This window comes from Rhodobacter flavimaris, from assembly GCF_021378075.1.
Lineage (GTDB): Bacteria > Pseudomonadota > Alphaproteobacteria > Rhodobacterales > Rhodobacteraceae > Rhodobacter > Rhodobacter flavimaris.
Genome location: NZ_JAJUOS010000002.1, coordinates 110318 through 135316 on the forward strand (window position 1 = coordinate 110318; position 24999 = coordinate 135316).

General features: G+C 64.4%; 21 protein-coding genes. 9 read left to right on the plus strand and 12 right to left on the minus strand.

Translation table 11 applies throughout. From position 1 onward, the window contains the following. The first annotated feature begins 24 nt into the window (after positions 1–24). The 3 genes from LZA78_RS03270 to LZA78_RS03280 are packed head-to-tail and all read left to right on the plus strand — an operon-like array spanning position 25 to position 2072. Complete coding sequence (locus LZA78_RS03270; protein WP_233675520.1) at positions 25–690, plus strand: amino acid ABC transporter permease; 666 nt, start codon at positions 25–27, stop codon at positions 688–690. A gap of 13 nt (positions 691–703) precedes the next feature. Beyond that, positions 704–1357, plus strand: a complete 654-nt coding sequence (locus LZA78_RS03275; RefSeq protein ID WP_233675521.1) for an amino acid ABC transporter permease — start codon at positions 704–706, stop codon at positions 1355–1357. Next, complete coding sequence (locus LZA78_RS03280; protein WP_233675522.1) at positions 1350–2072, plus strand: amino acid ABC transporter ATP-binding protein; 723 nt, start codon at positions 1350–1352, stop codon at positions 2070–2072. Before LZA78_RS03275 ends, LZA78_RS03280 begins: the two co-directional genes overlap by 8 nt. Before the next feature lie 66 nt (positions 2073–2138). Here the strand turns inward: LZA78_RS03280 and LZA78_RS03285 are convergent, their stop codons facing one another. Both LZA78_RS03285 and LZA78_RS03290 read right to left on the minus strand, forming a co-directional pair. Further along, positions 2139–3176 (minus strand): Ldh family oxidoreductase, encoded by a 1038-nt coding sequence (locus LZA78_RS03285; RefSeq protein ID WP_233675523.1) that lies wholly within the window; start codon positions 3174–3176, stop codon positions 2139–2141. 52 nt (positions 3177–3228) lie between these two features. Further along, positions 3229–3876, minus strand: coding sequence for a helix-turn-helix domain-containing protein (locus tag LZA78_RS03290; RefSeq protein ID WP_233675524.1), 648 nt, complete (start codon positions 3874–3876; stop codon positions 3229–3231). A 164-nt stretch (positions 3877–4040) separates the two neighbouring features. On the opposite strand from LZA78_RS03290, the gene lhpI reads away from it, so the two are divergent. From lhpI to LZA78_RS03310, 4 genes are all read left to right on the plus strand, one after another. Next, entirely contained in the window at positions 4041–5729 is a 1689-nt protein-coding gene (lhpI, locus tag LZA78_RS03295) for a cis-3-hydroxy-L-proline dehydratase (protein ID WP_233675525.1), read from the plus strand. Positions 5730–5784: 55 nt separating this feature from the next. Next, complete coding sequence (locus LZA78_RS03300) at positions 5785–6744, plus strand: dihydrodipicolinate synthase family protein (RefSeq protein WP_233675526.1); 960 nt, start codon at positions 5785–5787, stop codon at positions 6742–6744. Beyond that, positions 6735–7667 carry a 4-hydroxyproline epimerase gene (locus LZA78_RS03305; RefSeq protein ID WP_233675527.1) on the plus strand — a complete coding sequence of 311 codons (933 nt, stop codon included), beginning with the start codon at positions 6735–6737 and terminating at the stop codon, positions 7665–7667. Before LZA78_RS03300 ends, LZA78_RS03305 begins: the two co-directional genes overlap by 10 nt. 69 nt (positions 7668–7736) lie before the next feature. After that, a complete protein-coding gene (locus LZA78_RS03310; RefSeq protein WP_233675528.1) occupies positions 7737–8987 on the plus strand; it encodes an NAD(P)/FAD-dependent oxidoreductase in 1251 nt (416 codons plus the stop codon). 40 nt (positions 8988–9027) lie between these two features. Here the strand turns inward: LZA78_RS03310 and LZA78_RS03315 are convergent, their stop codons facing one another. Continuing rightward, positions 9028–10062 carry a trans-3-hydroxy-L-proline dehydratase gene (locus LZA78_RS03315; RefSeq protein WP_233675529.1) on the minus strand — a complete coding sequence of 345 codons (1035 nt, stop codon included), beginning with the start codon at positions 10060–10062 and terminating at the stop codon, positions 9028–9030. A gap of 134 nt (positions 10063–10196) precedes the next feature. Between LZA78_RS03315 and LZA78_RS03320 the strand changes: the two genes are divergently transcribed. Then, the gene (locus LZA78_RS03320) at positions 10197–10871 is read left to right on the plus strand and encodes a GntR family transcriptional regulator (RefSeq protein WP_233675530.1); all 675 of its coding nucleotides are present in this window, start codon (positions 10197–10199) and stop codon (positions 10869–10871) included. A gap of 47 nt (positions 10872–10918) precedes the next feature. Here LZA78_RS03320 and LZA78_RS03325 read toward each other — a convergent pair whose 3' ends face one another. After that, positions 10919–11698: a beta-keto acid cleavage family enzyme gene (locus tag LZA78_RS03325; RefSeq protein ID WP_233675531.1), complete on the minus strand. Its 780-nt coding sequence runs from the start codon at positions 11696–11698 to the stop codon at positions 10919–10921. Then, on the minus strand, positions 11695–13023 hold the full coding sequence (locus tag LZA78_RS03330) for an aspartate aminotransferase family protein (RefSeq protein ID WP_233675532.1): 1329 nt from the start codon (positions 13021–13023) through the stop codon (positions 11695–11697). Before LZA78_RS03330 ends, LZA78_RS03325 begins: the two co-directional genes overlap by 4 nt. A gap of 118 nt (positions 13024–13141) precedes the next feature. On the opposite strand from LZA78_RS03330, the gene LZA78_RS03335 reads away from it, so the two are divergent. After that, on the plus strand, positions 13142–14047 hold the full coding sequence (locus tag LZA78_RS03335; protein ID WP_233675533.1) for a MurR/RpiR family transcriptional regulator: 906 nt from the start codon (positions 13142–13144) through the stop codon (positions 14045–14047). Positions 14048–14051: 4 nt separating this feature from the next. On the opposite strand, the gene mgtE is transcribed toward LZA78_RS03335, so the two are convergent. The 7 genes from mgtE to LZA78_RS03370 form a co-directional block, all read right to left on the minus strand. Beyond that, positions 14052–15458, minus strand: a complete 1407-nt coding sequence (gene mgtE, locus LZA78_RS03340) for a magnesium transporter (RefSeq protein WP_233675534.1) — start codon at positions 15456–15458, stop codon at positions 14052–14054. Next, positions 15455–16453 carry a C45 family autoproteolytic acyltransferase/hydrolase gene (locus tag LZA78_RS03345; RefSeq protein ID WP_233675535.1) on the minus strand — a complete coding sequence of 333 codons (999 nt, stop codon included), beginning with the start codon at positions 16451–16453 and terminating at the stop codon, positions 15455–15457. The genes mgtE and LZA78_RS03345 overlap by 4 nt, the downstream gene beginning before the upstream one ends. Then, positions 16453–17913: a biotin carboxylase gene (locus LZA78_RS03350; RefSeq protein WP_233675536.1), complete on the minus strand. Its 1461-nt coding sequence runs from the start codon at positions 17911–17913 to the stop codon at positions 16453–16455. Before LZA78_RS03350 ends, LZA78_RS03345 begins: the two co-directional genes overlap by 1 nt. Positions 17914–17926: 13 nt before the next feature. Next, on the minus strand, positions 17927–20659 hold the full coding sequence (locus LZA78_RS03355; protein WP_233675537.1) for an aminotransferase class I/II-fold pyridoxal phosphate-dependent enzyme: 2733 nt from the start codon (positions 20657–20659) through the stop codon (positions 17927–17929). A 64-nt stretch (positions 20660–20723) separates the two neighbouring features. Beyond that, on the minus strand, positions 20724–21701 hold the full coding sequence (locus LZA78_RS03360) for a carbon-nitrogen hydrolase family protein (RefSeq protein ID WP_233675538.1): 978 nt from the start codon (positions 21699–21701) through the stop codon (positions 20724–20726). 53 nt (positions 21702–21754) lie between these two features. Next, positions 21755–22186, minus strand: coding sequence for a universal stress protein (locus tag LZA78_RS03365; protein WP_233675539.1), 432 nt, complete (start codon positions 22184–22186; stop codon positions 21755–21757). Positions 22187–22196: 10 nt separating this feature from the next. Beyond that, positions 22197–24959: a TRAP transporter permease gene (locus LZA78_RS03370; protein ID WP_233675540.1), complete on the minus strand. Its 2763-nt coding sequence runs from the start codon at positions 24957–24959 to the stop codon at positions 22197–22199. Between the last annotated feature and the right edge of the window lie 40 nt (positions 24960–24999).

Consider the following 24999-nt stretch of genomic DNA (forward strand, 5'->3'; position numbering starts at 1 on the left):
CATCCGACAAGGCAGGAAACAGCAATGTTCGGTTACACCTTCCAATGGAACCAGGCGCTTGCCCGGCTTCCCAAGATGCTGGACGGTGCAGTGGTGACGATGGAAGTGGCGGTGCTGTCGATGCTGATCGGCATCGCCTTCGCCATTCTTCTGACGCTTCTGCGCCTTTCCGGCTCTCGCCCGCTGCGGGCCATCGCGACCGGCTGGGTCGAGATCGCCCGCAATACCCCGGCCCTGTTCCAGATCTACATGGCGCATTTCGGGGTGGCGAGTTTCGGCATCCATTTCAGCCCGTTCATATCGCTGCTGATCGGGATCACCTTCAACAACGCTGGCTACCTGGCCGAGAACTTCCGCGGTGCGCTCAAGGCCATCCCTGACACGCAGACCCGCGCGGGCCGGTCACTGGGCATGTCCCAGTTGCAGGCGTTTCGCTACATCATCCTGCCGCAGATGCTGCGCATCTCGTTCCTGCCGATGACCAACCAGATGGTCTGGGCCGTGCTAATGACCTCGCTTGGCGTCACCGTCGGGATGAACTCGGACCTTTACGGCGTGACGCAGGATCTGAACGCGCTGACCTTCCGCACGTTCGAGCTGTTCGCGATTGCAGGGGTGATTTTCTACATCATCACCAAGGCCATCACCCTGAGCGCGCGGCTGATCGCAGCCCGCCTGTTCCGGTATTGAGGGAGGACCGACCATGTTTGATACCGCCCTCACGACCGCCGATCTGATCTTCCTCGCCAAGGGCGCGGGCATGACGATCCTGGTCACCGCGATCTCGGTCGCGATCGGAACGGCGCTTGGCATCGCCTTCGGGGTGATCCGTGTGCAATTCGGCGCAGCCCTGACGGCTCCGCTGACCTTCGTGCTCGACATCTTCCGCTCGGTGCCGCTGCTGATCCAGCTGGTGCTGGCCAATGCCTTTCTTGGCATGGTGCTGAAGCTGCAACTGTCGGGCTTCTTCGTCGCCTGCATGGTGCTTTCGCTCTACACCTCGGCCTATTGCGCCGAGATCGTGCGCGGCGGCATCGACGCGGTGCCCGCCACGACCCGGCGCGCGGCGCGCTCGCTGGGGGTGAGCTGGGGCCAGGACATGCGCTACATCGTGCTGCCGCTGGCCACGCGCGTGGCCCTGCCGTCCTGGATCGGGCTTGCGCTTGGCGTCATGAAGGACTCGGCGCTGGTCTATGTGGTTCAGGTCACCGAACTGCTGAAATCCACCCAGATCCTTATCACGCGCCTGCAAGAGCCGCTTTTCCTGCTCATGATCGGCGGCGCCTTCTACTTCCTCATCAGCTTCCCGCTTGCCCGTTTCGGCGGATATCTCGAAAAAAGGTGGTCCAATGATTGAGATCCAGAACGTCCACAAATCCTTTGGTCAGCTCGAGGTTCTCAAGGGCATCGACCTGACCGTCGAAAAAGGCGAAGTGGTCACCGTGATCGGTGGCTCGGGGTCGGGCAAATCCACGCTGCTGACCTGCATCAACGGGCTTGAGCCGATCGACTCCGGCAAGATCCTCGTCGATGGCGTCGAGGTGCATGCCAAATCGACCAACCTCAACAAGCTGCGTCAGAAGATCGGCATCGTGTTCCAGCAGTGGAATGCCTTCCCGCACTTGAACGTGCTGGAGAACGTCACGCTGGCACCGCGCAAGGTGCTTGGCATGGGCAAGGCCGAGGCCGAGGCGATCGCGGAAAAGCAGCTCAAGCACGTTGGGCTTGGCGACAAGCTGTCCACCTACCCCTCGCGCCTGTCGGGCGGCCAGCAGCAGCGTATGGCGATCGCCCGCGCGCTGGCGATGTCGCCCGACTACATGCTGTTCGACGAGGTGACCTCGGCCCTCGATCCGCAGCTTGTAGGCGAGGTGCTCGAGACGCTGAAGATGCTGGCCGAGGAAGGCATGACCATGATCTGCGTGACGCATGAAATGGCCTTCGCCCGCGACGTGTCGAACCGCGTGGCCTACTTCCACAAGGGCATCATGGCGGAAATCGGCGCGCCCGAGCAGATCTTCGGCGACCCGCAGCACCCGGAAACCAAGAAGTTCTTGGCCAGCGTGCGCTGAGACATCACAAAGGAAAGGAAAAGGCGCGGATCGCAACCCGCGCCTTTTCTGTTTGGTATGACCTGATCAGCCCGTAACGGCGGCCAATCCAAGCGTCTCGAAACGGTCCAGCTGCGCCATCTCGGCGTCGCTCAGGGCAATGCCGTCGCGCAACGCCTTTGCGCGCGCCTGAAAGCGGCGCTGCGAGGGCAGGCGTGCGCCCTGCCCGCTGATGGCGGTCAGCAGCCGCTCGCCCTCGGCAATCGGATCGCGCCCGCTGCGCGCCGCGAAGACCTGCGGATCGAGCGCCAACACCAGCGCACCGTGACGCGGCAGCAGATCGGTGCCGCCCATGAAATCAAGCGCCTCCTTGCTCATGAACTCGCCCAACATCGCGCCGGACAGCAACTCGACCATCGTCGAGATCGCCGAGCCCTTGTGCGATCCGAAGGTCAGCATTGCGCCATCCAGCGCCGCTTCCGGGTCGGTGGTGGGGTTGCCGTCGCGGTCAACCGCCCAGCCTTCGGGGATCGGCGTGCCCGCGCGGCGGTGCAGCTCGATCTCGCCGCGCGCGGCAACGCTGGTTGCGAAGTCGAAAACATAGGGGACCTTACCCCGGCGCGGCCAGCCGAAAGCAATCGGGTTTGTGCCAAGCAGCGGCTCCTTGCCGCCCGCCGGCGCCACGAAGGAATAGCTCGGGCACATCGACAGCGAGGCCAGCCCCTCTTCGGCCAGTGCCTCGACATCATGCCAGAGCGCCGAGAAATGCAGGCAATCGCGGATTACCAACGCGGCAAGGCCGGTTTCGCGCGCCCGCGCCACCAGCAGATCTTTCGCCGCATAGAACGCCGGGTTCGAGAACCCGCCCTTCGCATCGACCTCGATCACCGATTTGCCCGCATCGCGAATTTTGGGAACGGCGAGGGGCTCGACCTTGCCAGCGGCCAGCACACGCAGGCAGCCCTCGATGCGATAGATCCCGTGCGACTTGCAGTTGTCGCGCTCGCCCGCGACGATCACGCGCGCAACATCGCGCGCGCTTTCCGGGCGCACCCCGGCGCGGGCAAAGATGGCCTCGACACGCGCCAGAAGCGCATCGAAGGAAACGGTAGTCTGCTCAGCCATATTCGGCAGTCTCCTTTGCGGACTTGGAATGTGGCCAAGCGCGGGCGGCGCCCTACTTGTCCACGTCGATATAGGTGCAGGCCCAGAAGATCTTGGCCTCTTCATCGTCCAGCGCGCGCAGCCCGTGCTTGAGCGTGCTGTCGAAATAGGCGCAATCGCCGGGTTCCAGGATGACGGGCTGGTAATGCTCGACCACCAGTTCGATCCGGCCCGAGAGGACATAGAGCGTCTCTTCCCCGTCGTGGGACTCCAGATCCTCGGGGCGCAGCGGCGCGCGCTTGTCCACCAGCGTCACCAGCGGGATGATCTTCTTTTCCGCCAGCGCATTGCAGAGCACTTCGTATTCGAAGTTCTTCGAGCGCACCTTGCGCCCCTGCCCTGCCTTGGTCACCGTCATGCGCGTGGTCTGATGTGCCTCGTGATCGGCCGAGAACAGCCGCTCCATGCCGATGTCATAGGCCCGTGCGATTCGAACCAGGTTCTCGTAGCTCGGCGACACCCGCCCGTTCTCGATCTTGTGGATCGTCGAAAGCGCTAGGCCCGTTTTCTGCGCCGCAACCTCAAGCGTGAAGCCGCAAGCCTGACGAACCGCCTTCATGCGCGCGCCCAGATCCGAGCGCAGCTGCATGCGTTCGGCTTCCCAAGCGTCCTCCGCCTCGGGCGTCACATCACCATGCGAAGATTTTTCCGTTTGCGACATATTTTTCTTTTCTTACCAGTTGTGATCGTTTAAGCATATTTTTGTAGTCAGCGCAAGATTAGCAAGTAGCCAAAAGCAAAGGGAATCCAAAAACGCGGCCTTATGCTTCCGAACCCGGAAAAATGGCCGAAATGCCGGATTTCTTGCCCGCAACGAGGTGACTCATGGCAACCACGATCGTTTCCGCATCCGTTCAGGGGCCGCTCCTTGTCTGCGAAGAGGGGCTGAGCGTCTGGGGTGGCGTGAACCCGTCCACCAGCCAGATCATTGACGCGCACCACCCGCAGCACGGCCGCACCCTTGCGGGGCATATCGTGATGATGCCCACGAGCCGCGGATCGTGCACCGGCAGCGGCGTCCTTTTGGGTCTCGCCTTCGCGGGCGCAGCCCCACGCGCACTGATCTTCCGCGAGGGCGAGGACATCCTGACCCTTGGCGCGCTGATCGCCGGGCGGCTCTTTGGGCACGAAATCGCGGTGCTGCGGCTGAACGCGACCGAATATGAGGCGCTGGCACGCGAAACCTCGGCAGAGATCACCGAAAATCACCTGAAGGCTGGCGCCCATGTCTGGCCACTCGTCCCCGCCGGATCGGTGCCGCTGGAGTTGACCGAAAGCGACCGCGCCTTCCTTGACGGCGCGCATGGCGAGGCCGCGCAACTGGCAATGGAGATCATCGCCACGATGGCCACGGCGCAGGGCGCCACTCGCCTGACCGATGTCAGCCGCGTGCATATCGACGGCTGCATCTATGCCAGCCCCGCCTTCCTCACGTTTGCGCGCGCGATGGCCGACAAGGGCGGGCGGGTGCGCGTGCCGACCACGATGAACGCGATCTCGGTCGATCATGCGAACTGGCGCGCCCAAGGCGTAAGTGAAGAGTTCGGCGCCCCTGCCGCGGGCCTTGCCGATGCCTATGTCGAGATGGGCGCACGGCCAAGCTTCACCTGCGCCCCCTACCTTCTCGAAGACCGCCCCGTCGCGCGCGAGGATATCGCCTGGGCCGAAAGCAACGCGGTGATCTATGCCAACAGCGTGCTTGGTGCGCGCACGGTAAAACACGCCGACTTCATGGATCTGTGCATCGCGCTGACCGGCCGCGCCGCCCGTGCGGGTGTCTATCTTGAGCAGAACCGCGCACCCCGGCGGATGATCGACGTGACACTGCCCGCGCGCTTTGACGATGCCTTCTGGCCGATGCTCGGCTGGCTTGTCGGACAGGCCGCGCCTGATCGCATTCCGCTGATCCGAGGGATTGAGAGCACCGCCCCCTCGGACGACGACCTCAAGGCACTTTGTGCGGCCTATGGGACGACCTCGGCGTCGCCCATGCTGCATATCGCGGGCATCACGCCCGAGGCTTCGCTGCCGCCGACCCCCGACGCAGACCGCACCACCATTGGCCCCGCCGATTTCGCCCGCCTGTGGGATGAGTTCAACCAGGGCGCGGAGCAGGTCGATCTGGTCGCGCTTGGCAGCCCACATTTCTCGGCCAGCGAATGCGCCGCCTTTGCCGCGCTGATGGATGGCACGCAAACGCACCCCGATGTCGCGACCATCGTCACCCTTGGCCGGGGCACGCTGGCCACCATCACCGAGAACGGTGTGAAGGCGCGGCTCGAGGCTTCGGGCGTCAAGATCATCCCCGACCTGTGCTGGTGCTCGATCTCTGAGCCGGTCTTCCCGCCGAGCGCCAAGGTGCTGATGACCAACTCGGGCAAATACGCCCATTACGCCCCCGGCCTGAGCAACCGCGCGGTTCGCTTCGGCTCGCTACAGCAATGCGCCGAGACCGCGCGCAGCGGTCTCGCCCCCTCCTCGCCGCCCGACTGGATCGTCGGGCGCGCTCACTGAACACCCCATCGCGGCACTCCCCCGCCGCGCCAGAACAACCAACGGAGTCCTTCGGATGAACAAAGACGTATTCTTCGGCACGATCCCCGCGCTGCTGACCCCCTGCACCGCCGACCGCCAGCCCGATTTCGACGCGCTGGTGCGCAAGGGGCAGGAAATGATGGATGCCGGCATGTCGGGCGTCGTCTACTGCGGCTCTTGCGGGGACTGGCCGCTGCTGACCGACGAGCAGCGCATGGAGGGCGTGGAGCGCCTGACCAACGCCGGCGTGCCGGTAATCGTGGGCACGGGTGCGGTGAACACGAAATCCGCCGTGGCCCATGCGGCACATGCCCAGAAGGTCGGCGCCGCGGGCCTCATGGTCATCCCGCGCGTCCTTTCGCGCGGTCAGTCGGTGGCGGCGCAGCGCAACCACTTCAAGGCCATCCTTGACGCGGCCCCTGATGTGCCCGCAATCATCTACAACAGCCCCTATTACGGCTATGCCACCCGCGCCGACCTGTTCTTTGCGCTGCGGGCCGAGCATAAGAACCTGATCGGCTTCAAAGAATTCGGCGGCAAGGCCGACATGAGCTATGCGGCCGAGCACATCACCTCGCAAGATGACGAGGTGATCCTGATGGTCGGCGTCGATACCGAGGTTTACCACGGATTTGCGAAATGCGGCGCGGTCGGCGCGATCACCGGCATCGGCACGATCTTCCCGAAAGAGGCGCTGCTTCAGGTCGCCCTGTCGCGCCGCGCCGCCGAGGGCTGCCCCGAGGCCGACCTGCGCGCCCGCGAACTGGCCGAGGCTTTCTCGGTCCTGGCCAAGTTCGACGAGGGCGTTGACCTGGTGCTGTACTTCAAGCATCTCATGGTGCTGAAGGGCGAAGAGGAATACCGCCTGAACATCTACGAAACTGATGCGCTCTCGCCCACGCAGGCGAATTTCTGCGAGGCTCAGTTCCATCAGTTCAACAAGTGGTTCGCCAACTGGTCGAAACAGGGCGGGGTGATCGCCGAATGCATGTGATCGACAGCCATACCGGCGGAGAGCCCACGCGGGTGATCCTCGACGGCGGCCCGGACCTTGGGTCCGGCCCGCTGGCCGTGCGCGCGCAACGGCTTGCGACCGAGTATCGCGGCTTCTACCGCTCGGTCATCCTCGAGCCGCGCGGACAGGTCGCAATGGTCTGCGCGCTGCTGGTCGAGCCGGTCGATCCGAGCTGTGTGACCGGGGTGATCTATTTCGACTCCGAGGCGGTTCTGGGCATGTGCGGCCATGGCACGATCGGCCTTGCGGCGACGCTGGTGCACATGGGGCGCATCGGTCTGGGCCAGCACCGGATCGAGACGCCCGTCGGTGTCGTCACGGTGGACGTTCTGGATGCCAACACCGTGACCGTCACCAATGTCGAAAGCCGCCGCTGCAGCACAGGCGTCTCGGTTGAGATCGACGGCATCGGCACCCTGACGGGCGATATCGCCTATGGCGGCAACTGCTTCTTCCTCGTCGATCCAAGCCCGATTCCGGTCACCGCCGCGAACATCCGCCAGCTCACGGATGTGACCGTCGCCGTGCGCGAGGCGCTACTGGCGCAGGGTTACGGCTGCGATAACGGCGCGCCGGTGGATCACGTGATCTTCTACGGCCCGCCCGAAACACCCGAAGGCCACAGCCGCAACTTCGTGCTTTGCCCGGACGATGCCTATGACCGCTCCCCCTGTGGCACCGGCTGTTCGGCGCGTCTGGCCTGCCTTGCCGCCGACGGCCGCCTGGCCGAGGGCCACGAGATCGTGCAGGAAAGCGTGATCGGCAGCACCTATCGGCTATCCTATCGCAAGGGGCCGAACGGCGGCGTGATCCCCTCGATCACCGGCAAGGCCTATGTGATGGCGGAAAGCAAGCTGATCTTCCTGCCGCAAGACCCGTTCAACAAAGGGATCGCCCTTTGATCCATACCGCCCGGCGCCATGCAGGCGCCGGGCATTTTCGTTTCACTTCCAGCCCGACCGAGGTCCGCCATGGCCCAATCCGAACAAGCTGAAATTCTCGTCATCGGCGCGGGGATCATCGGCGTAACCAGCGCGCTTGCGCTTCAGGCGCAGGAGCACCGCGTGCGCCTGCTTGATCGCAAGGGGGTGGCCGCAGAAACCTCGCGCGGGAACGCGGGCGCCTTCGCCTTCCCCGAGGTCGAGCCGCTGGCAACCCCCGGCATCATGCGCAAGGCGCCAAAATGGCTGCTTGACCCACTTGGCCCGCTGTCGCTGCGCCCGGCCTATGCCGCCCGGATCGCGCCCTGGATGCTGCGCTTCTGGCGCGCCAGCTGGAAGGACCGCTACGAACCCGCCGTCGCCGCGCAATCCTCGCTGATGCGCGTGTCGCAAGCGGCGCTGGAACGCCTCATCCCCCGGGTCGATGGCGAGGCATTCATGCGCCGCGAGGGGCAGTTGCAGCTTTACGAGGGCCGCGCGCAATTCGAGGCATCACTGCCCGCGTGGAAGCTGCGCGGCCAACACGGCATCGCCTTCGACCTGCTCGAAAGCCCCGGCGCCATCGCCGAGATCCAGCCGGGCCTCAGCCCCCGCTTCACCCATGCAGGCTTCACCCCCGGCTGGCTGAACGTGACCGATCCGGCGCTCTGGACTGAACACCTTGCACGCCAGTTCGTGGCCGCCGGGGGCGAAATCGAAATCGTCGAGATCCAGTCGGTCACCCCGACCGCCTCGGGCGTCGAGATTGCCACCAGCGCCGGGCCGCGCCGGGCCGATCAGGTCGTGATCGCGGCGGGCGCCTGGTCGCACCGGATCGCGCGCACCCTTGGCGACAAGATCCCGCTTGAGACCGAGCGCGGCTACAATACCACCTTCCCCACCGCCAGCTTCGACGTCCGCACGCATCTGTCATTCAGCAGCCACGGCTTCGTGGTCAGCCGCATCGGCGAGGGGCTGCGCGTGGGCGGCGCGGTCGAACTTGGCGGACTGGAGCTTGCCCCAAACTACAAACGCGCCGAGACGCTGGTGCGCAAGACGGTCGAGTTCCTGCCCGGCTTCGACCCGAACGGCGGCACGCAATGGATGGGTTTCCGCCCCTCGCTGCCCGACAGCCTGCCGGTCATCAGCCGCTCGCCGCGCTCGGACCGGGTGATCTATGCCTTCGGTCACGGCCATCTGGGCCTGACCCAGTCAGCGGGGACGGCCGAGCTTGTCGCGTCCATCGCCGCGCGGCGCGAGGCGGAAATCCCGCTCGGCCCCTTCGACGTGCGCCGCTTCTGAGGCGCAGGGCCTGCCCGATCCGCTCGGGCAGGCCCCTGTTTCACTTGAACAACCGCGGCCAGGTGTCCGAGATCCGGTAGCCGCCCGGCCAGGGATCGCCCGGATCGAGCATGTGCTGATGCGTCCCGGTGATCCAGGCGCGGCCGCTGATCTCGGGGCGGATCGCGTCGCGCGCCCCCACCTTGGTGACGCCCAGAATGCGGCCGTGGAACTCCGATCCGATGATTGAAACACCTGTGAAGCGGTCTTCCGGACCCATCTCGCCACGCGCGTGCAAGATCGCCATGCGCGCCGAGACTGCGGTACCGGTGGGCGAGCGGTCGAGCTTGCCGGGCTGGATCGCAACGACCGAGAGCGCGCGCAACTCGTTCCCCTGCCGGGCGATCTTGCCTGCGAAAAGGCAGAAGGAATGATGCGCCCAATCGGGCTTTTCCGGGTGCTCGAAGCGGAACTGCGCGTTCGCGGCGTTGGTGATCCGAATGCCAAGCGCGGCGATCTCGCGTGCATTTTCGGCGACCAGATCGACGCCAAGCGCCTCGGGATCGACGACAACGAAGCTGTCTCCCCCGAAGGCCGTATCGACGGTGATCACCCCCAGCCCCGGCACCTCAAGCGGCACCCCCAGCCGCGTCGCGAAGGAGGGCAGGTTTTCAACATGGATCCGCTCGGCCTTGCCATTCGCGCAATCGGCCCGGACGCGCACGAGGCCGCCGGGCGCCTCCAGCACCATCTCGGTCACCGGCTCCTGCATGGGCAGGATGCCGCTATCTAGCAGCACCGTCGAGACGCAGATCGAGTTCGAGCCTGACATCGGCGGGGTGTCCTCGGGTTCCATGATGATCCAGGCGGCCTGCGCCTCGGGGTGTTTGGGCGGCACAAGCAAGTTCACGTGCCGAAACACCCCGCCGCGCGGCTCGTTCAGCACGAAATTGCGCAGCACCTCATTCTCGGCGATCCACTTGCGCTGCTCCCACAGCGTGTCACCGGGGGGAGGCGCGACCCCGCCGACGATGACATCGCCCACCTCCCCCTCGGCATGGCACGAGACGACGTGAATAACCTTGGTACTGCGCATTCTCTTCTCCATTCTGCGACCCGCCTTGTGTGCAGCCTTGGTCGAATCTCTCCTTTTGGATATTGTATCCAATCATGAGTGGGCATGCTATTCTCCCCGTAGCAGCAAGCAGAATTTTCAGGCATACCAGCCCCATGAAATTCGAACGCACCGACCTGTCGAAGACCAGATCCGCCGCCGATATCGTCTTCGCGGCGCTGCGCGATGCTATTGTGAAGGGCGATCTGGAGAACGGCGCCCAGCTACGTCAGGAAGAAATTGCCTCCGCCTTCAACGTCAGCCGCATTCCGGTGCGCGAAGCGATTGCGCGGCTCGAACAACTCGGCCTCGTCGAGACGCGGCGCTACAAGGGGGCGTTCGTCACCGACCTGCCGATCCAGGAGATCGAAGAGATCTTCCGCCTCCGCGCACTGGTCGAAAGCGATGCGATCCGCCGCGCCGCAAGCGACATGGACCCCGCCGCAATGGCCGAGGCCCGCGCGGCGCATGACGCCTTTGCGCAGGCGTCCGATCCTGCCGAATGGATGGCGCAGAACCGCCGCTTCCACTGCGCGCTATACCGCGCGGGCCCGCAGCGCCACTACATGGGCGTAATCGAGAACCTGCTGAACCTCAGCGACCGCTATCTGCGCGCGCAACTGTCATTGACCGACGGGCAGCAAAAAGCGGTTGCCGAGCATGCACTGATCCTGGCCGCCTTTGAAAAGGGCGATGCGGAACTTGCCGCCCGCCTGACCGCGCAGCATATCGAGGACGCCAAGACCTCGCTGCTCACGCGCCTCAGCGAGGAACGCGCGGCGAAGGCTTAGAGCATCTGCGACAGATTTTGCAGCGCAACCATAGCCCGCGGCTTTCCCTAGTTCAGGCCGGAAGCTTCAAGGGCGGCGACCAGATCGGCCACGCGCTCGGCATTGGTGGTGGCGACGGACAGATCGGCATTGAGGCGATTGTTCTCGAACCCGATCCGGGCCTTTCCGCCCCACTCGGCCGCCGCAAGCAGACAGGCCGTTTCCTGCGCACCAAAGGCGCAAACCGCCCAATCCGTCTCGGGCAACAGCCTGAGCAGCGCCGCGGCGGGCGCATCGAGATCGGAGGGGGCGGATTTCTGCCCCGCGCTGTATCGACCTAGGACGATCAAGGCCCGAAGATCGGCGCGCGGCACGGCGCCCTGATCTACCATCTGCGCCAGGCGCTCGATATCCGCAACATCATAGAGGATGTGCTGCACCTCGATCCCGGCTTCGTGACAGAAGGCAAAGAAGCGGGTGGTTTCGGCGGGCTCGGCGCCGTCGGTGATCTCACGCAGCGCCACCGAGACGGCTGCGGGGCGCACCGCATGAACCAGCTCCCGCTGCTCGGCCGCAGTGTAGCGCCCCACCGCCTCGGTGGTGATCTGCGTGTAGAAACCCGGCAGCACTAGGCCCAGTTCGGCCAGCAGTTCACGGTAAAGCCCGGCGTCCAGCACATGCGCGCCAGCCGCGTCGCGCACATGGGCATGGATGCCGTCGGCCCCGACCTTATGGCAGGCAACCGCGCAGTCCACGATCTCGGGGATGGTCACCGGGATGCCGGGGTGATCGGCCTTGGTCAGCCGGGCACCGTTCGGCGCGACCATGATGCGGGGAAGCGACCTCATGCCGACAGCGCCCGGTCGATGGCCCCCGAGAGCTTGCCGACAAGCTCGTCGATCTGCGCGTCCTCGATGATGAAGGGCGGCGCAAGCAGGACGTGATCGCCCAGTTGCCCGTCGATCGTGCCGCCCATCGGGTAGCAGATCAGGCCCGCCTTGAAGGCCTCGGCCTTGATCTTTGCATTCAGCTTGCGCGCTGGATCGAAGGGCGCCTTGGTCGCACGGTCCGCCACCAGTTCGACGCCGCGAAACAGGCCGCGCCCGCGGATATCGCCGACATTGGGGTGATCGCCCAAGGCATCGACCAGCGCGGCTTGCAGCTTTTCGCCCTGCGCGCGCACCCGGCCCAGCAGATCCTTGCCCAGGATCTCGGCCAGCACGGCATTCGCGGCGGTCGCCGCCATCGCATGGCCCATGTAGGTATGGCCGTGCTGGAAAAAGCCCGACCCCGCAGCGATGGCGTTGTAGATCTGGCCCTGCACCAGCAGCGCCCCGATGGGCTGATAGCCCGCCCCCAACCCCTTGGCGATGGTGATCATGTCGGGCGCCACACCGTCTTCCTGACAGGCGAACAGATAGCCCGTGCGGCCCATGCCGCACATCACCTCGTCGAGGATCAAGAGCACGCCGTGGCGATCACAGATCTCGCGGATGCGCTTCAGGTAACCCTTGACCGCAGGCACCGCGCCCGCCGTCGCGCCCACGACCGGCTCGGCCACGAAGGCCATCACGCTTTCAGGCCCGAGGCGCTGGATCTCGACCTCCAGCTCATCCGCAGCGCGCAGCCCGTAGGCCTCGACACTCTCGCCTTCCGCCCTGCCCCGGTATTCGTAGCAGGCCGAGATATGGCTGGTCTCGATCAGCATCGGCGCGAATTGCACGCGGCGCCATTCGTTGCCGCCGGTCGCCAGTGCGCCAAGCGTGTTGCCGTGGTAGCTTTGGCGGCGGGCGATCACGCGGTGCCGCTGCGGCTGGCCGATCTCTAGGAAATACTGCCGCGCCAACTTGAGCGCTGCCTCGACCGCCTCGGACCCGCCCGAGACCAGATAGACGCGCTCGATCCCCTCGGGGGCATTGGCGATCAGCGTATCGGCAAGCTGCTCGGCCGGTTCCGAGGTGAAGAAGCCGGTATGCGCGAAGGCCAGCCGGTCAAGCTGGTCATGCAGCGCCGCGCGCACCGCCGCATTGGAATGCCCAAGACAGGATACTGCCGCCCCGCCCGAACCATCGAGATAACGCTTGCCGCTGGCGTCGATCAGGTAGCAGCCATCGCCCGCCACCGCGACCGGCAAAGCGCCCTTGGTGGAGCGGCCAAAGATATGATCGGACATGCGCAGTTCCTCATGCAATTCCGGGACAAATCGGTTTGCGGGCGGGTATCCCCGCCCGTATATAATTCATATGATTTATTTCTATTTCCGTAAAGATGCGTTTGCATTTTTACGGAAATTGATCTTTGATATGCGCCAGCACCACCGCAACGAAGGCAGCAAGCCCATGATGTCCGAAGAAAAACTCCAGTCTGCGCTACGTGATCTGGCGCAGTCCGCGCCGCCCAAGCTTGGTGCCTTCGCGCTGTGGCTGCTCGATCATTGGAACGACATTGCCTTCAACTCGATTCGCGGACTGGCGCAAAAGGCCGGGGTCGATGCGAACCTGGTCACCCGCACCTCGCGCGAGTTGGGCTACGAGGGCTATGACGCCTTGCGCGCCGATGTGCAGCGGCTGCTTCAGCGCGGCGGCGCGACCTATGGCGACCGGGCGCGGGCGCTGCGCAACCTGCCCGATGCCGATATCTTCACGCAGGTGCTTGCGGCGAGCGGCGATAACCTGCAGCGGCTTTCATCGCCCGGACTGCTGGAAACCGCCAACGACTGCATCGCGCCGCTGCTGGCCGCCCGCCGGATCTATTCGGTCGGCGTGCGCAGTTGCTACTCGATTGCGCATTACCTGTCCTATGTCGGCGGGATGGCTTTCGACAATTTCGTCCCCGCCCCCGCCGCGCCCGGCGCGATCCTTGACCAGGTGTCGCAAAGCACGCCCGAGGATATCGTCGTCGCGATCACCTACGAGCATTATTCGGCCGAGGTCGTGCGCGCCTGCCAAATCGCCCGCGATTGCGGGGCGCGGGTGCTGGCGCTGACCGATGCGCAGACCTCGCCCATCGCGCTTGGCGCCTGGAAGGTGATCTGCCTGCCGATGTCGGGGCCGCAGCTCATGCCCTCGCTTAACAGCGCCTTCCTGACGGTCGAGCTGATCCTGGCGGCGATGGCCGCGCGCAGCGAGGGCGCGGCCGACCGGGTCGCGCGGTTCGAAGAGCGCATCGCCCGCTTCGGCGGCTATACCGCGCAATAGTGGCTTAGATCAGGTAGGGCATCAGCAGGCTGGCGAGGCTGAGCACCAGGAAGAAGCCCGCCATATCGGTGATCGTGGTCAGAAGCGGCCCGGAGGCCGCCGCCGGGCCTTGCCCCAGCCGCTTAAGCAGAAGTGGCACCACCCCCCCGATGGACACCGCCAGCACGGTATTGAGCGCAAGCGCCGCCCCGATCACCGCGCCAAGCCAGACGTTGCCCTTCCAGAACCAGGCGACAAGGCCTATCAGCACCCCCAAAGCCAGACCGTTGATCACGCCGACCGACAGCTCTTTGAGCCAGACGCGCATCGCGTCCTTGGGCTGCACCACCCCGAGCGAAAGCTCTCGCATGGTTACGCCCACCGCCTGATTGCCCGAACAGCCCGACATATCCGACACCATCGGCAGGAAGACCGCGATGGCGATGACCGCGGCCAAGGTCTCCTCATAGGCCGAGATCACCGAGGCCGCGATGACGTTCAGCACGATATTGGCCGTCAGCCACATTAGTCGCCGGCGCGAGCGCAGCCAGGTCGGCATCGAGCGCAGCTCGTCCCCAACGACGCCCTGAAGCCGCAGCGTCTCGCTTTCCGCACGCTCAAGCGCGGCCGCGTCGATGGCCGCTCTGGACACAACGCCAACCAGACGCCCGTCGGCCTCGACCACCGGCAGGCCAAGGAAGCTGTGGCGATCGAACAGGTCCTGCAAGTCGTCCAGTGTCGTATCCACCGTCACCACGATGGGCTCGATCATGATCGCGCCAAGCTTGGCCGAGCGTTTCGCCACCAGAAGCCCGCGCAGCGAGACGACCCCTACGGGGCGGCCTTCGGTGTCGATCACATAGGGGTGCTGGCCGCGATACCGCTCAAAGTCCTGTTCCTCGTCGACAAAACTGCGCAGCACCGCGCCCACTGTCGCAGTGACCGGGAACTTGAACGCCTCGGCCACCATCAACCCACCTGCGGTATCGTCCTCATAAGCGACCAGACGGCGCACATCGGCGGCGTCCTCGGGTTCAAGCTCGGCCAGGATCGCCTCGGCATCCTCGCTGTCGAGATCGCCGATGAGGTCGGCCTGAAGGTCGCTGTCGAGCACGTCGATGATCTCGGCGGCGCGGTCCCATTCGAGGCGTTCGACCAGCTCGGTCGCTGCGGCATGGGGCGCCTCTTCGACCAGCGCGGCGGCCAGTTCGGTGGGCACAAGTTCAAGCACCCGGTCGCGGTCATCGGCAGACAGCGCCAGAAGCTGGCGCAGCGCCGCCGAAAGCGGCAGGGGCTCCAGCAAGGCCTGCAACTGCTCGGCGTCGCGCGCGTCCACGGCGGCCTTCACCCGCTCGCGCAGGGTCGGCGTGGCGGGTGCGTCATTCTCGGGCGTAGGCTCGGGACGCTCCAGCAGTTCGGTGTCTTCGGTCATTGCTCCCTTTCCGCGACCGCCCGTGGGTCGGGGGTCATGATCAGATGCGAGGCTTCGTGAAACTCGTGTAGATCGAGCGGCCAGCACCCGCGCGGCCAGCGCAGTTCCATCTCGCCTTTGCGCGGCCGGTAAACCGCCGTGTAAAGCGTGCCGAAGCCCCGGTCATAAGCGGTCGAATAAAGCGGCGGGCGCAGGAAGGCCGAGATGAACTTCTCCTCGGGCTCGACATGCAGCGTCAGGCGTTGCAGCAGGAAACGCTCGCGCTCGACCGAGGCGGTCATGCGGGCGTGGGCATCCCATTCGACGCGCTCCTGATGGTTCGTGGCGACCGCTGCATGGGTCATGATCGCGGGCCGGTCGGGCGACAGGAATGCCGTCAGGTAGTTGCGGCGCCGGTCCAGCACGGTGACGTTGTAGCTCATATGCGAGGGGATGCGTGCCAGCGCCTGCCCCGCTTCTTCGGCGGTTGTGCAGGTTTGCAGCACATAGCGCAGGATGATCGGCACGCCGAAGCCATCGCCGACCACGCGCCGCCCCCCGAAGGTCAGCGAGACCGCAAGCCCCGCATCGTTCATGCCATCGACAAGCCCCCAAAGCCCGTCCGTGGTGCCCATGACCTTGCGGCCCTGCCAGCCGGTGTGCAGCACGATGCGTTCGAACGCGCGCGGGTCATAATCGTAATTGCGCACCAGCACGGGTTCCTTGCCCGGCCAGATCGCCTGACTGCACCCCGACAGATAGGGCGGCGGGCGATAGAAGCTGAGAAACCGCGCCGCCAGATCGCCGCCCCCCGCAAGGGCGCAGAGCTGCTCGTAGATCGGCAAGATCTCGGGCATGTGCCGCTCGAGCGCGCGCAGGCATTCAAGGTAGGTCGGCCGCGCATCCTCGCCCTCGCGCAGCCACCAGGCCTTGTAGGCGGGCCAAAGCTCAGCGAAAAGCCCGGCCCATTTCGGGCCAGGCTCCGCCTCGCTTATGGCGCGCCACCAAAGCTCCATCAGAGGATCTTGAACGCCGGATCTGCCAGCGCCGGGCCAGCCTCGGCCATCGGCAGGGGCTGTGCGGCGAAGGCCGACTTGATGCCGTGGATCCACTTCTTGGCGCGCTCGTTCAGCTGGAAGCCGTTCGTCATCGAGCGCCCGCGCGTCACCAGAATACCCAGATCGGCGCCCTCGTAGCGGTAATCACCCGGCTTGAGGATGCGCAGGAAGAAGGCCTCGTTCTCGGATTCGACCGCTCGGCGGTGATAGTCGAAGCGGTCAAAGACGACGCGACCATCCTCGAGCATCCGGTAGATCCCGGACTGCGGTGCGGCTGTGACGATATCGACATTGTCCTCGGTATGCTTGATGACCATCTGGCTCCAACCGTCGATCATGTCGGGATCGGCCCAACGGGCGTTCAGCTCGTCCACATCCAGCTTGAACTTGGCCTTCGAGAATTCGAGCAGGTGGAACAGGAAGAGCGGCGCATCCGCATGGGCAAAGGCCGCGTGGTTCGTCATCGACGACGCGCCCGTGATGCGCGGATTTAACTCGCCCAGCCAGATATCGCCGGTCTTCTTGTCGATCAGGAAATCGAGTTCGAAATAGCCCCGATACCCTTCCTTGCGCAGCTGTTCGCCGAACTTGAAGGTCAGGTCGCGGGCTTTCTGGCGCACCTTGGGCGGGAAGGCGGTCGAGAAGATCTCGTTGCCGCACCAGCCGCCACGATAGGGCGTCAGCTCCTTGAAGCCGACCAGCTCGGTCATCAGCGGGCCGACGATGGTGCCCTGGCTGGTCGCGCAGCCCTCGATCGCTGAACCGCGGCAGTCGATGCGCTTCATGATCTTGATCTCGCCCTCGCCGACGATTTCATGCTCGTGGCGGCGGAAATCGGCCTCGGACTTGATGAAGAAGGTCGTGTGGCCGCTGTCGCCATAGGCCGATTGCAGCACGAGGTCATGGCCCAGACCCGCCTTGTCGCAGGTCTTCATCAGGTCGTCCCAGGATTTGACCTCGGCCAGCGTATTGGGCACCGAGGGCACCCCGGCCTTGTTGCCGACGCGCACGGTCTCGATCTTGTTGTCCATCTTGGTGCGCAGCTTCGCCTTGGGGAACCAGACCTCGGCCCCGAGTTCCTTGGCCAGTCGCTCAGTCTCTTCGTCGAACATCAGGAAGACGAACTTGGGCTTGCCGCCCCGCCGCTTCACGAGGTCGATGACCTCTTTATGCTGGAGCAGGTAGTTGTTGATCTCTTCGATCGACTGGAACTCGGCATGGGGCTGCTCGGACGGGCAGAACACGTTCGGATGCCGCCCGTCATAGCAGTCGATATAGCAGATATACTTGAAGTTCTTGCACCATTCGTCGATGCCCAGCAGGTTGAAGTTGGTCGCCGAGATGAAATAGATCGGGTCTTCGTTCCTGTGGAAGTAGCGGCGGATTTCGGAAATGTTCTTCAGATCTGACTTGCTCATGTGACTTCCCCCTTCATTCCGCCGCTGTGGCGAGTGTTTTAAGCTGATTTGCGAGTGCTGCGTCGGTAAAGACCCTCAGGCCCAGATCGGCACGGTAGCCGTGGATTTCGTTGACGTCCAAGGCCCGCATGAAGGCCAGGATTTCCCGGCTGACGACCTGCCCGGGCACCAGGATCGGGAACCCCGGCGGATAGGGGATGATGAACGAGGCCGAGACCACCTCGCGCCCCTTGTCCATCTCGGCTTCGATCCCGCCTTGCAGGTCGAGATAGTCGCAATTGTTCTCGTCATAGGCCAGGAAGAAGGGCGTGCGGATGTCGCCCTCGCCAGTGTCGGGATCGGCGCAGAATGCCTCATGGAAATGCGAGAAATCGGGCAGTGGCGGCAGATCCTGCATCAGGTTCTTCACCCGCCGCTCGAAGGCCAGACGTTCCATCTTCGAGGCATCATCGAGCCGGTCGTCCAGTTCCTTGGCGATCTCGACCAGCACCTCGATCAGATAGGCAACCGAAGAGCGCGTGGTGCCGATATTCGTCATGAACAGCACCGTGTTGCGCGAGGTCTTGTTGATCTGGATACCGTATTTGTCCATCAGCACCTGGGTCTTGAACGTGTCGCCATCCCAGCCGGTGCCGCCCACGGCGAGCGTCACGCGCGTTGCGTCCAGAACGAATTCGTCCTTCTCCCAGCAATTCCAGATATCGGTCCAGCCCTGCTCGGGGTCGTAGTAACTCTCGACCCCGCTTTCGCGATGCTCTTCGGGGATCATGTCGCCCGCGGTCAGCACCTTGAAATACTTCTGCAACAGAGGATGGGTCGAGATCGCGCGGCGCATCGCCATGGCGGCCTCGACCTGGCGCTGGACGAACTCGAAGCCCTCCAGCTCGACCTGCCGCCGCCCGACATCGAGCGAGGCGATGATCTGGTAGTTCGGGCTGGTCGAGGTATGGGTCATGTAGGCTTCCTGGAACGAGGCCTCGACCTCACCCTTGAAGTCCTGATCGTTGACATGGATCATCGAGCCCTGCCGCAGCGAGGTCAGCGTCTTATGCGTCGATTGCGTCGTGTAAACGCGCACCCGCGCATTCGGCGGTGGGATCAGGCGGGTCTTGAGCAGCGTCGCCTCATCCGCATCCTTCAGCTTCTCGACCTGCTTGGCATGGGCCTTGGCGTGCTCGGGCGAGCGTAGCCGCTCCCGCAGGTTGTTGGCGGCATTCATCCCGGTGCGCTGCCGGTAGGTCGGGCCAAAGCGGGCGAAGGCAAACCAGGCCTCATCCCACAGGAAGATCAGGTCGGGCTTGATGGCAAGGCATTCCTCCATCACCCGCTCGACGTTGTAGACCAGCCCGTCAAAGGTGCAGTTCGTCAGCAAGAGCATCCGCACGCGGTCCAGCTTGCCCGCGGCCTTGAGCTTGAGCAGGTGGTGCTTGATTTCCTTCAGCGGCACCGCGCCATACATCGAGTATTCATTGAGCGGATAGCTGTCGAGGTAGCGCACATTCGCGCCCGCCAGAACCATGCCGTAGTGATGCGACTTGTGGCAGTCGCGGTCCACCAGCACGATATCGCCCGGTCGCACCAGCGCCTGCACCACGATCTTGTTGCAGGTCGAGGTGCCGTTCGTCGCAAAGAAGGTCTGCTTGGCGCCAAAGGCCCGCGCGGCCAGTTCCTGTGCCTCCTTAATCGGCCCGTGCGGCTCGAGCAGGCTATCGAGGCCGCCCGAGGTCGCCGATGTCTCCGCCAGGAAGATATTCGGGCCGTAGAACGCGCCCATATCCTGAATCCAGTGGCTGCGCGTGATCGACTTGCCACGACTGATCGGCATGGCATGGAAAACGCCGGTGGGCTGCTTGGAATATTCCTTGAGCGCGGTGAAGAACGGCGTCTTGAACCGTGCCTGCACCCCGCGCAGGATGTTCAGGTGCAACTCCATGAAGTCTTCCTGATTGTAGAAGACCCGCCGACAGATCCCCAGATCGAGCCCCGCGATATCCTCGACAGAGCGATCGGTGACGAGATAGGCGTCGAGTTCGGGCCGCACCTTGGCGATCAGGCGGCACAGTTCAGGACCATAATCCTCGGGCGGGATCTCCTCGATCTCCTCCACGCCTCCCGCGCGATTGAGGTATCGCGTCAGGATCGCCAGTTCGACGTCAGACTCGAGCCGCAGCCCCGGACGAACGATGATCGCCTGGATGTTGTGATTGAACAGAACGCCGATCAACGCGTCCTGCAGGCTGGGGACGACGACCGGCTCGTAGGTGAAGGCATCCTCGCTGCGGCGCATCGAGAGCATGTTGGATTTCAGCCAGCGTTCCTGATGCTCGTTCACGTCATCGACGATCAGCACTTCGAAATAGGGCTTCGACAGCGCCCGCGCCTCGGGGGGCAGCAGGGCATCCTCTTCCTGATCCTCATCAAGAATACCCTGCTCCAGCGGGATCTTGCGGCGGCGGTAGGCTCCGGTGGTCAAGGCGCGGTTGACGCGCATCACCGAATAGGCGGCTTCGGAGACATGCCCCGCCTCAAACTGGCGGCGCATGTGCTCGAATGCCGTCATGCCGGGAAAGGCCCAATAGCGTTCGACGATCGCCAGAGAGCCGAACAGTTTCTGCGCCTCGGCATGGGCCGCTTTCGCACGTCGCCCTTCGGGTTCGCGCACCAGATGATCGAGTTTCTCGCGCAGGGCGCTCCAGCGGTCTGCGCGCAACTGCACCGCAGAGTAGTAGTCGCTCATCGATTGCATCGGTCCGTCCTCCCTGAGGCCAGCCAACCAACGACGAGCGTCTTACGCTTTTCGATCGGTCAGATCAGCCTGTTGTGTTCGTGCCCGCCAGCGGTGGCGTGCCGTCGTCGTCGCGGAACGGCGGGCCCATCGCCAGATGCTGCCCCCCCGTCACCGAGGTATCCCGCAAATTCATCCCCGAGCGCGATCCCTGCCGGGGCATCTCCAGCGCGCCGAGGCTGTTCAGATAAGCGTCGGTCCCGCTCATCCGGTCGTAGACCGGGAAATCGACCGAGCGGTCGCGGAAGCTTTTCAGCACCTGCCCCAGCCCCTTGATGCCGGTTTCGCGCTGGCGCCGGACGAGATCGAGGTCGACCTCGATCGGGAACATGTCCTCTTGCCCGGCAGACTGGTGCAGCACCGTGGCCGAGGGATCGACCACGCAGGACCGCCCGTTGCCGCCTGCCCCAAGCCCGTTCACATCGAAAACGTAGCACTGGAACTGCGCCGCGGTGGCCCGCGCGATGGCCAGCTCGGCGTCGCGGTCGGTCGTGCCGGTAAGCACCGGGTGCAGCAGCACCTCGACCCCCTGCGCGGTCAGCTGGCGCGTGGTTTCCGGGAACCAGATGTCATAGCAGATCGACAGGCCGAACCGCCCCACCCCCGGCACGTCAAAGACGCAGAATTCGGTCCCGGCCTCGACCTCGGTTTCATAGGGCCGGAACGGGAACATCTTGCGGTAGCTGGCCACGATCTCGCCCGCCGGGTTGATCACCGCCGAGGAATTGTAGATCTTGCCGTCCTCGGCGCGTTCGAACATCGAGCCGGGGATCAGCCAGATATTGTGCTTGCGCGCGGCCTCCTGGAATTGGCGCAGGCTGTCGTTATGGAAGGGCTGCGCGAATTTCGGCAGCGGCCCGAAGGGGGAAAGCTCGGAGAACAGCACCATCTGCGTCCAGGGGAACCGCGCCATCAGGATATCCAGCCGGTGCAGCATGCCATCCGTGTTGGGATGCAATGCGTTGACGTACATCTGCACACCGGCAATCGCGAAGGGAGTCATCTCGGTTCCTGCTCTCACTTGTTCAGCCCCCCTTGATGGGACCGCCGCACTGCCTAGCACCGCACAACGTGAATGGAAACAGGCGAACGGCGCACCACGCGGTCGGCATTGGAGCCGACGAGGAACTCGCGCACGCGGTCTGGAGCATGGCTGGCCATGACCACCAGATCGGCGCCGGAACTGTCGATATATTCCAGGATCGCCTCATGCACGCGCCCTGCCCCGACATGGCTGATCGTCTTCACCTGCGCCGGAACCTGCGCGGCCACCAGGGCCTCAAGCTTGGCCTTGGCCTTGCCCAGAGCCTTTTCGAGATAGCTTGCCGGGAATTCGCTGGCGACCAGCGCCGAGCCAAAGTTCGGCACGACCGACAGGACATGCAGCGTCGCCCCCGGCACCTTGGCAAAGTCGATAGCCACCGGTAGCGCGTGCTTCCACGAGGCTTCGTGCTCAAGGTCGATCGTCAAGAGGATGGTCTTGTACATGGCGCCCTCCTCAGGCTTGTGCGGTGCGCGACTTCGGCTCGCGCCCGCGTTGCATCATCACGACCAATGCCAGCAACAGCAGCGCGGGCAGGAACATCCAGTACTTGGACGGCACCGAGACCGGTTGCAGCACGCGCAACACCTCTTGATCCCAGTCCAGACCCGCCTGCTGCGCGGCCGAACCATAGGCGACATCGTCGATGATCATCCGCTCGCCGTCCTGACGCAGCGCGATCCCTGCCGCGGCCAGCCGATCGTCGCCGGTGGCCCCGTCTCCCATCGGCACGAGGGCCACGAACTCGATCGGATCGCCCAGATCGTTCACGCCGGCCACGCGGACGCGCAGATCCTCGCCCAGAGGCGTCGCGGCGGCGGCGGCACTGATTTCAGAGGGCGCGGCCTCGGCATAGGGCGGGAAGACCATGTCCATCCAGAAGCCCGGTCGGAACAGCGTGAAGGCGACCAGAAGCAGAAGCACGGTTTCGTGGATACGGTTGCGCGCCAGAAACCAGCCCTGTGTCGCCGCCGCAAACAGCAGCATCGCGATCGTCGCGATTATGAACACGAAGACCCCCTGCACCATTGTCACGTCGATCAGCAGAAGTTCGGTGTTGAAGATGAACAGGAACGGCAGCGCGGCGGTGCGTAGCGAGTAGAAAAACGCCACGACCCCGGTCTTGATCGGATCGCCCCCCGAGACGGCGGCGGCGGCAAAGCTGGCCAGCCCCACCGGCGGCGTCACATCGGCCATGATGCCGAAGTAGAAGACGAAAAGATGTACCGCGATCAGCGGCACGATCAGCCCGTTTTGCTGCCCAAGCGTCACGATAACCGGAGCAAGCAACGCCGACACGACGATATAGTTGGCCGTGGTCGGCAGGCCCATGCCAAGGATCAGCGACAGGATCGCGGTCAGAACCAGCATCGCCATGATATTGCCGCCCGAGAGCACTTCGACCACGTCCGCCAGCGCCGAGCCGACGCCCGTTTGGCTAACCGCACCCACGATGATGCCCGCGGTCGCCGTGGCGATGCCGATGCCGATCATGTTGCGCGCACCTGTGACCAGACCGTCAATCAGATCGGTGAAACCGGCCGAGATCGCCGAGCCCAAGGCGCCTTCGCCCCGCAGGATCGCCATCAAGGGGCGCTGCGTAATCAGGATGAACACCATGTAGGCCGTCGCCCAGAAGGCCGAGAGGCCGGGGGACAGGCGATCCACCATCAGCGCCCAGACGAGCACCACAACCGGCAGGATGTAATGCAGCCCCGCGCGCACCGTCGGCCCCGGCAGCGGCAGCTTGGTCACCGGTGCGTTCGGATCGTCGAGTTGCAGCGGCGCCTCGCGCGAGGCGACCCAGAGCAGCCCGACATAGACCGCCGTGAGGAACGCAAAGATGATGTAGCCCGCCGCTTGCGGGAAGGCCGGTCGGATCCACCCCATGCCGTAATAGACGATCAGCGACAGCGCGCAGATCGCCGCAATGGTGAAAGCGATACCGATCAGGCGCTGCACGATGGGCTTGGGCGTATAGGCGCGCGGCAGGCCCTCCATCCCGGCCTTCATCGCCTCAAGATGCACGATATAGACCAGCGCGATATACGAGATCACCGCCGGAACGAAGGCGTGGCGCACCACGTCGAAATAGGGAATGCCCACGTATTCGACCATCAGGAAGGCCGCAGCCCCCATGACCGGCGGCATGATCTGGCCATTGACCGACGAGGCCACCTCGACCGCGCCCGCCTTCTCGGCCGAGAAGCCCACCTTCTTCATCAGCGGAATGGTGAAGGTGCCGGTGGTCACAACATTCGCGATGGACGAACCCGAGATCAGGCCGGTCATTGCCGAGGATACGACAGCCGCCTTGGCAGGCCCGCCGCGCATATGGCCCATCAGCGAGAAGGCGACCTGAATGAAGTAATTCCCCGCCCCGGCCTTATCCAGCAGTGAGCCGAACAGCACGAAGAGGAAGACGAACGAGGTCGAAACCCCAAGCGCGATGCCGAACACGCCCTCGGTGGTGATCCACTGGTGGTTCACGATCTCGGACAGGTTGTTGCCCTTGTGCGCGATGATGTCCGGCATATTCGGGCCAAGCACGGTATAGGCCAGGAAGACCGCCGCGACGATCATCAGCGCCGGACCAAGTGCGCGCCGCGTCGCCTCAAGCAGGATGATGATACCCGCGACCGAGACCACGAAATCCTGCAGGATCGGCGCACCGACACGCGAAGAGATGTCTCGGTAATAGACGTAGAGATAAAGTGCCGTGAGCGCGCCGATGACGGCCAGCGCCCAGTCCCACGGCGGGATCTGCTTTTTGGGCGACCCAAGAAGGACCGCGGCAACCACTGCCACGGAAATCAGCGGCACCCACCAGACCGGCGTGCCCGCCTTCGCCGAAAGAAAGAACAGCAGTCCGAGGATCAGCGGAACCGCCACGCCAAGCGCGATCTGAACGCGCGTCTGTGCCGCGGGGAAAGCCGCGAAGGCGAGGAAGATCGCAAAGCCAAGATGGATCGAGCGCGCCTCGGTGTCGTTAAACACGCCAAAGCCCACCATGAACGGGATCGGCGAGGCGATCCACAGCTGGAACAGCGACCAGGCCAGTGCGACGACCATCAGGAAGGCACCGACCGGCCCAGTCGATCCGCGTGCGCCGGTATCCGAGGACGCCACGAGTTCGTCGAGTTCTTCCTGACTCAAGGTCCCGACCACGGGCTGATCCGCGTTCATTTCTCCAGCGTCGTGCTGATCGTTCTGTGCCATGACGTCCCCCTGTGCCCGCGGCGCGAGCCCTTTCTAGGTC

Bases quoted from the DNA above. Each gene is read 5' to 3' on its own strand.
- LZA78_RS03270 (WP_233675520.1), top strand. From the start codon at position 25: ATGTTCGGTTACACCTTCCAATGGAACCAGGCGCTTGCCCGGCTTCCC.
- LZA78_RS03275 (WP_233675521.1), top strand. From the start codon at position 704: ATGTTTGATACCGCCCTCACGACCGCCGATCTGATCTTCCTCGCCAAG.
- LZA78_RS03280 (WP_233675522.1), top strand. From the start codon at position 1,350: ATGATTGAGATCCAGAACGTCCACAAATCCTTTGGTCAGCTCGAGGTT.
- LZA78_RS03285 (WP_233675523.1), bottom strand. From the start codon at position 3,176: ATGGCTGAGCAGACTACCGTTTCCTTCGATGCGCTTCTGGCGCGTGTC.
- LZA78_RS03290 (WP_233675524.1), bottom strand. From the start codon at position 3,876: ATGTCGCAAACGGAAAAATCTTCGCATGGTGATGTGACGCCCGAGGCG.
- lhpI (WP_233675525.1), top strand. From the start codon at position 4,041: ATGGCAACCACGATCGTTTCCGCATCCGTTCAGGGGCCGCTCCTTGTC.
- LZA78_RS03300 (WP_233675526.1), top strand. From the start codon at position 5,785: ATGAACAAAGACGTATTCTTCGGCACGATCCCCGCGCTGCTGACCCCC.
- LZA78_RS03305 (WP_233675527.1), top strand. From the start codon at position 6,735: ATGCATGTGATCGACAGCCATACCGGCGGAGAGCCCACGCGGGTGATC.
- LZA78_RS03310 (WP_233675528.1), top strand. From the start codon at position 7,737: ATGGCCCAATCCGAACAAGCTGAAATTCTCGTCATCGGCGCGGGGATC.
- LZA78_RS03315 (WP_233675529.1), bottom strand. From the start codon at position 10,062: ATGCGCAGTACCAAGGTTATTCACGTCGTCTCGTGCCATGCCGAGGGG.
- LZA78_RS03320 (WP_233675530.1), top strand. From the start codon at position 10,197: ATGAAATTCGAACGCACCGACCTGTCGAAGACCAGATCCGCCGCCGAT.
- LZA78_RS03325 (WP_233675531.1), bottom strand. From the start codon at position 11,698: ATGAGGTCGCTTCCCCGCATCATGGTCGCGCCGAACGGTGCCCGGCTG.
- LZA78_RS03330 (WP_233675532.1), bottom strand. From the start codon at position 13,023: ATGTCCGATCATATCTTTGGCCGCTCCACCAAGGGCGCTTTGCCGGTC.
- mgtE (WP_233675534.1), bottom strand. From the start codon at position 15,458: ATGACCGAAGACACCGAACTGCTGGAGCGTCCCGAGCCTACGCCCGAG.
- LZA78_RS03345 (WP_233675535.1), bottom strand. From the start codon at position 16,453: ATGGAGCTTTGGTGGCGCGCCATAAGCGAGGCGGAGCCTGGCCCGAAA.
- LZA78_RS03350 (WP_233675536.1), bottom strand. From the start codon at position 17,913: ATGAGCAAGTCAGATCTGAAGAACATTTCCGAAATCCGCCGCTACTTC.
- LZA78_RS03355 (WP_233675537.1), bottom strand. From the start codon at position 20,659: ATGCAATCGATGAGCGACTACTACTCTGCGGTGCAGTTGCGCGCAGAC.
- LZA78_RS03360 (WP_233675538.1), bottom strand. From the start codon at position 21,701: ATGACTCCCTTCGCGATTGCCGGTGTGCAGATGTACGTCAACGCATTG.
- LZA78_RS03365 (WP_233675539.1), bottom strand. From the start codon at position 22,186: ATGTACAAGACCATCCTCTTGACGATCGACCTTGAGCACGAAGCCTCG.
- LZA78_RS03370 (WP_233675540.1), bottom strand. From the start codon at position 24,959: ATGGCACAGAACGATCAGCACGACGCTGGAGAAATGAACGCGGATCAG.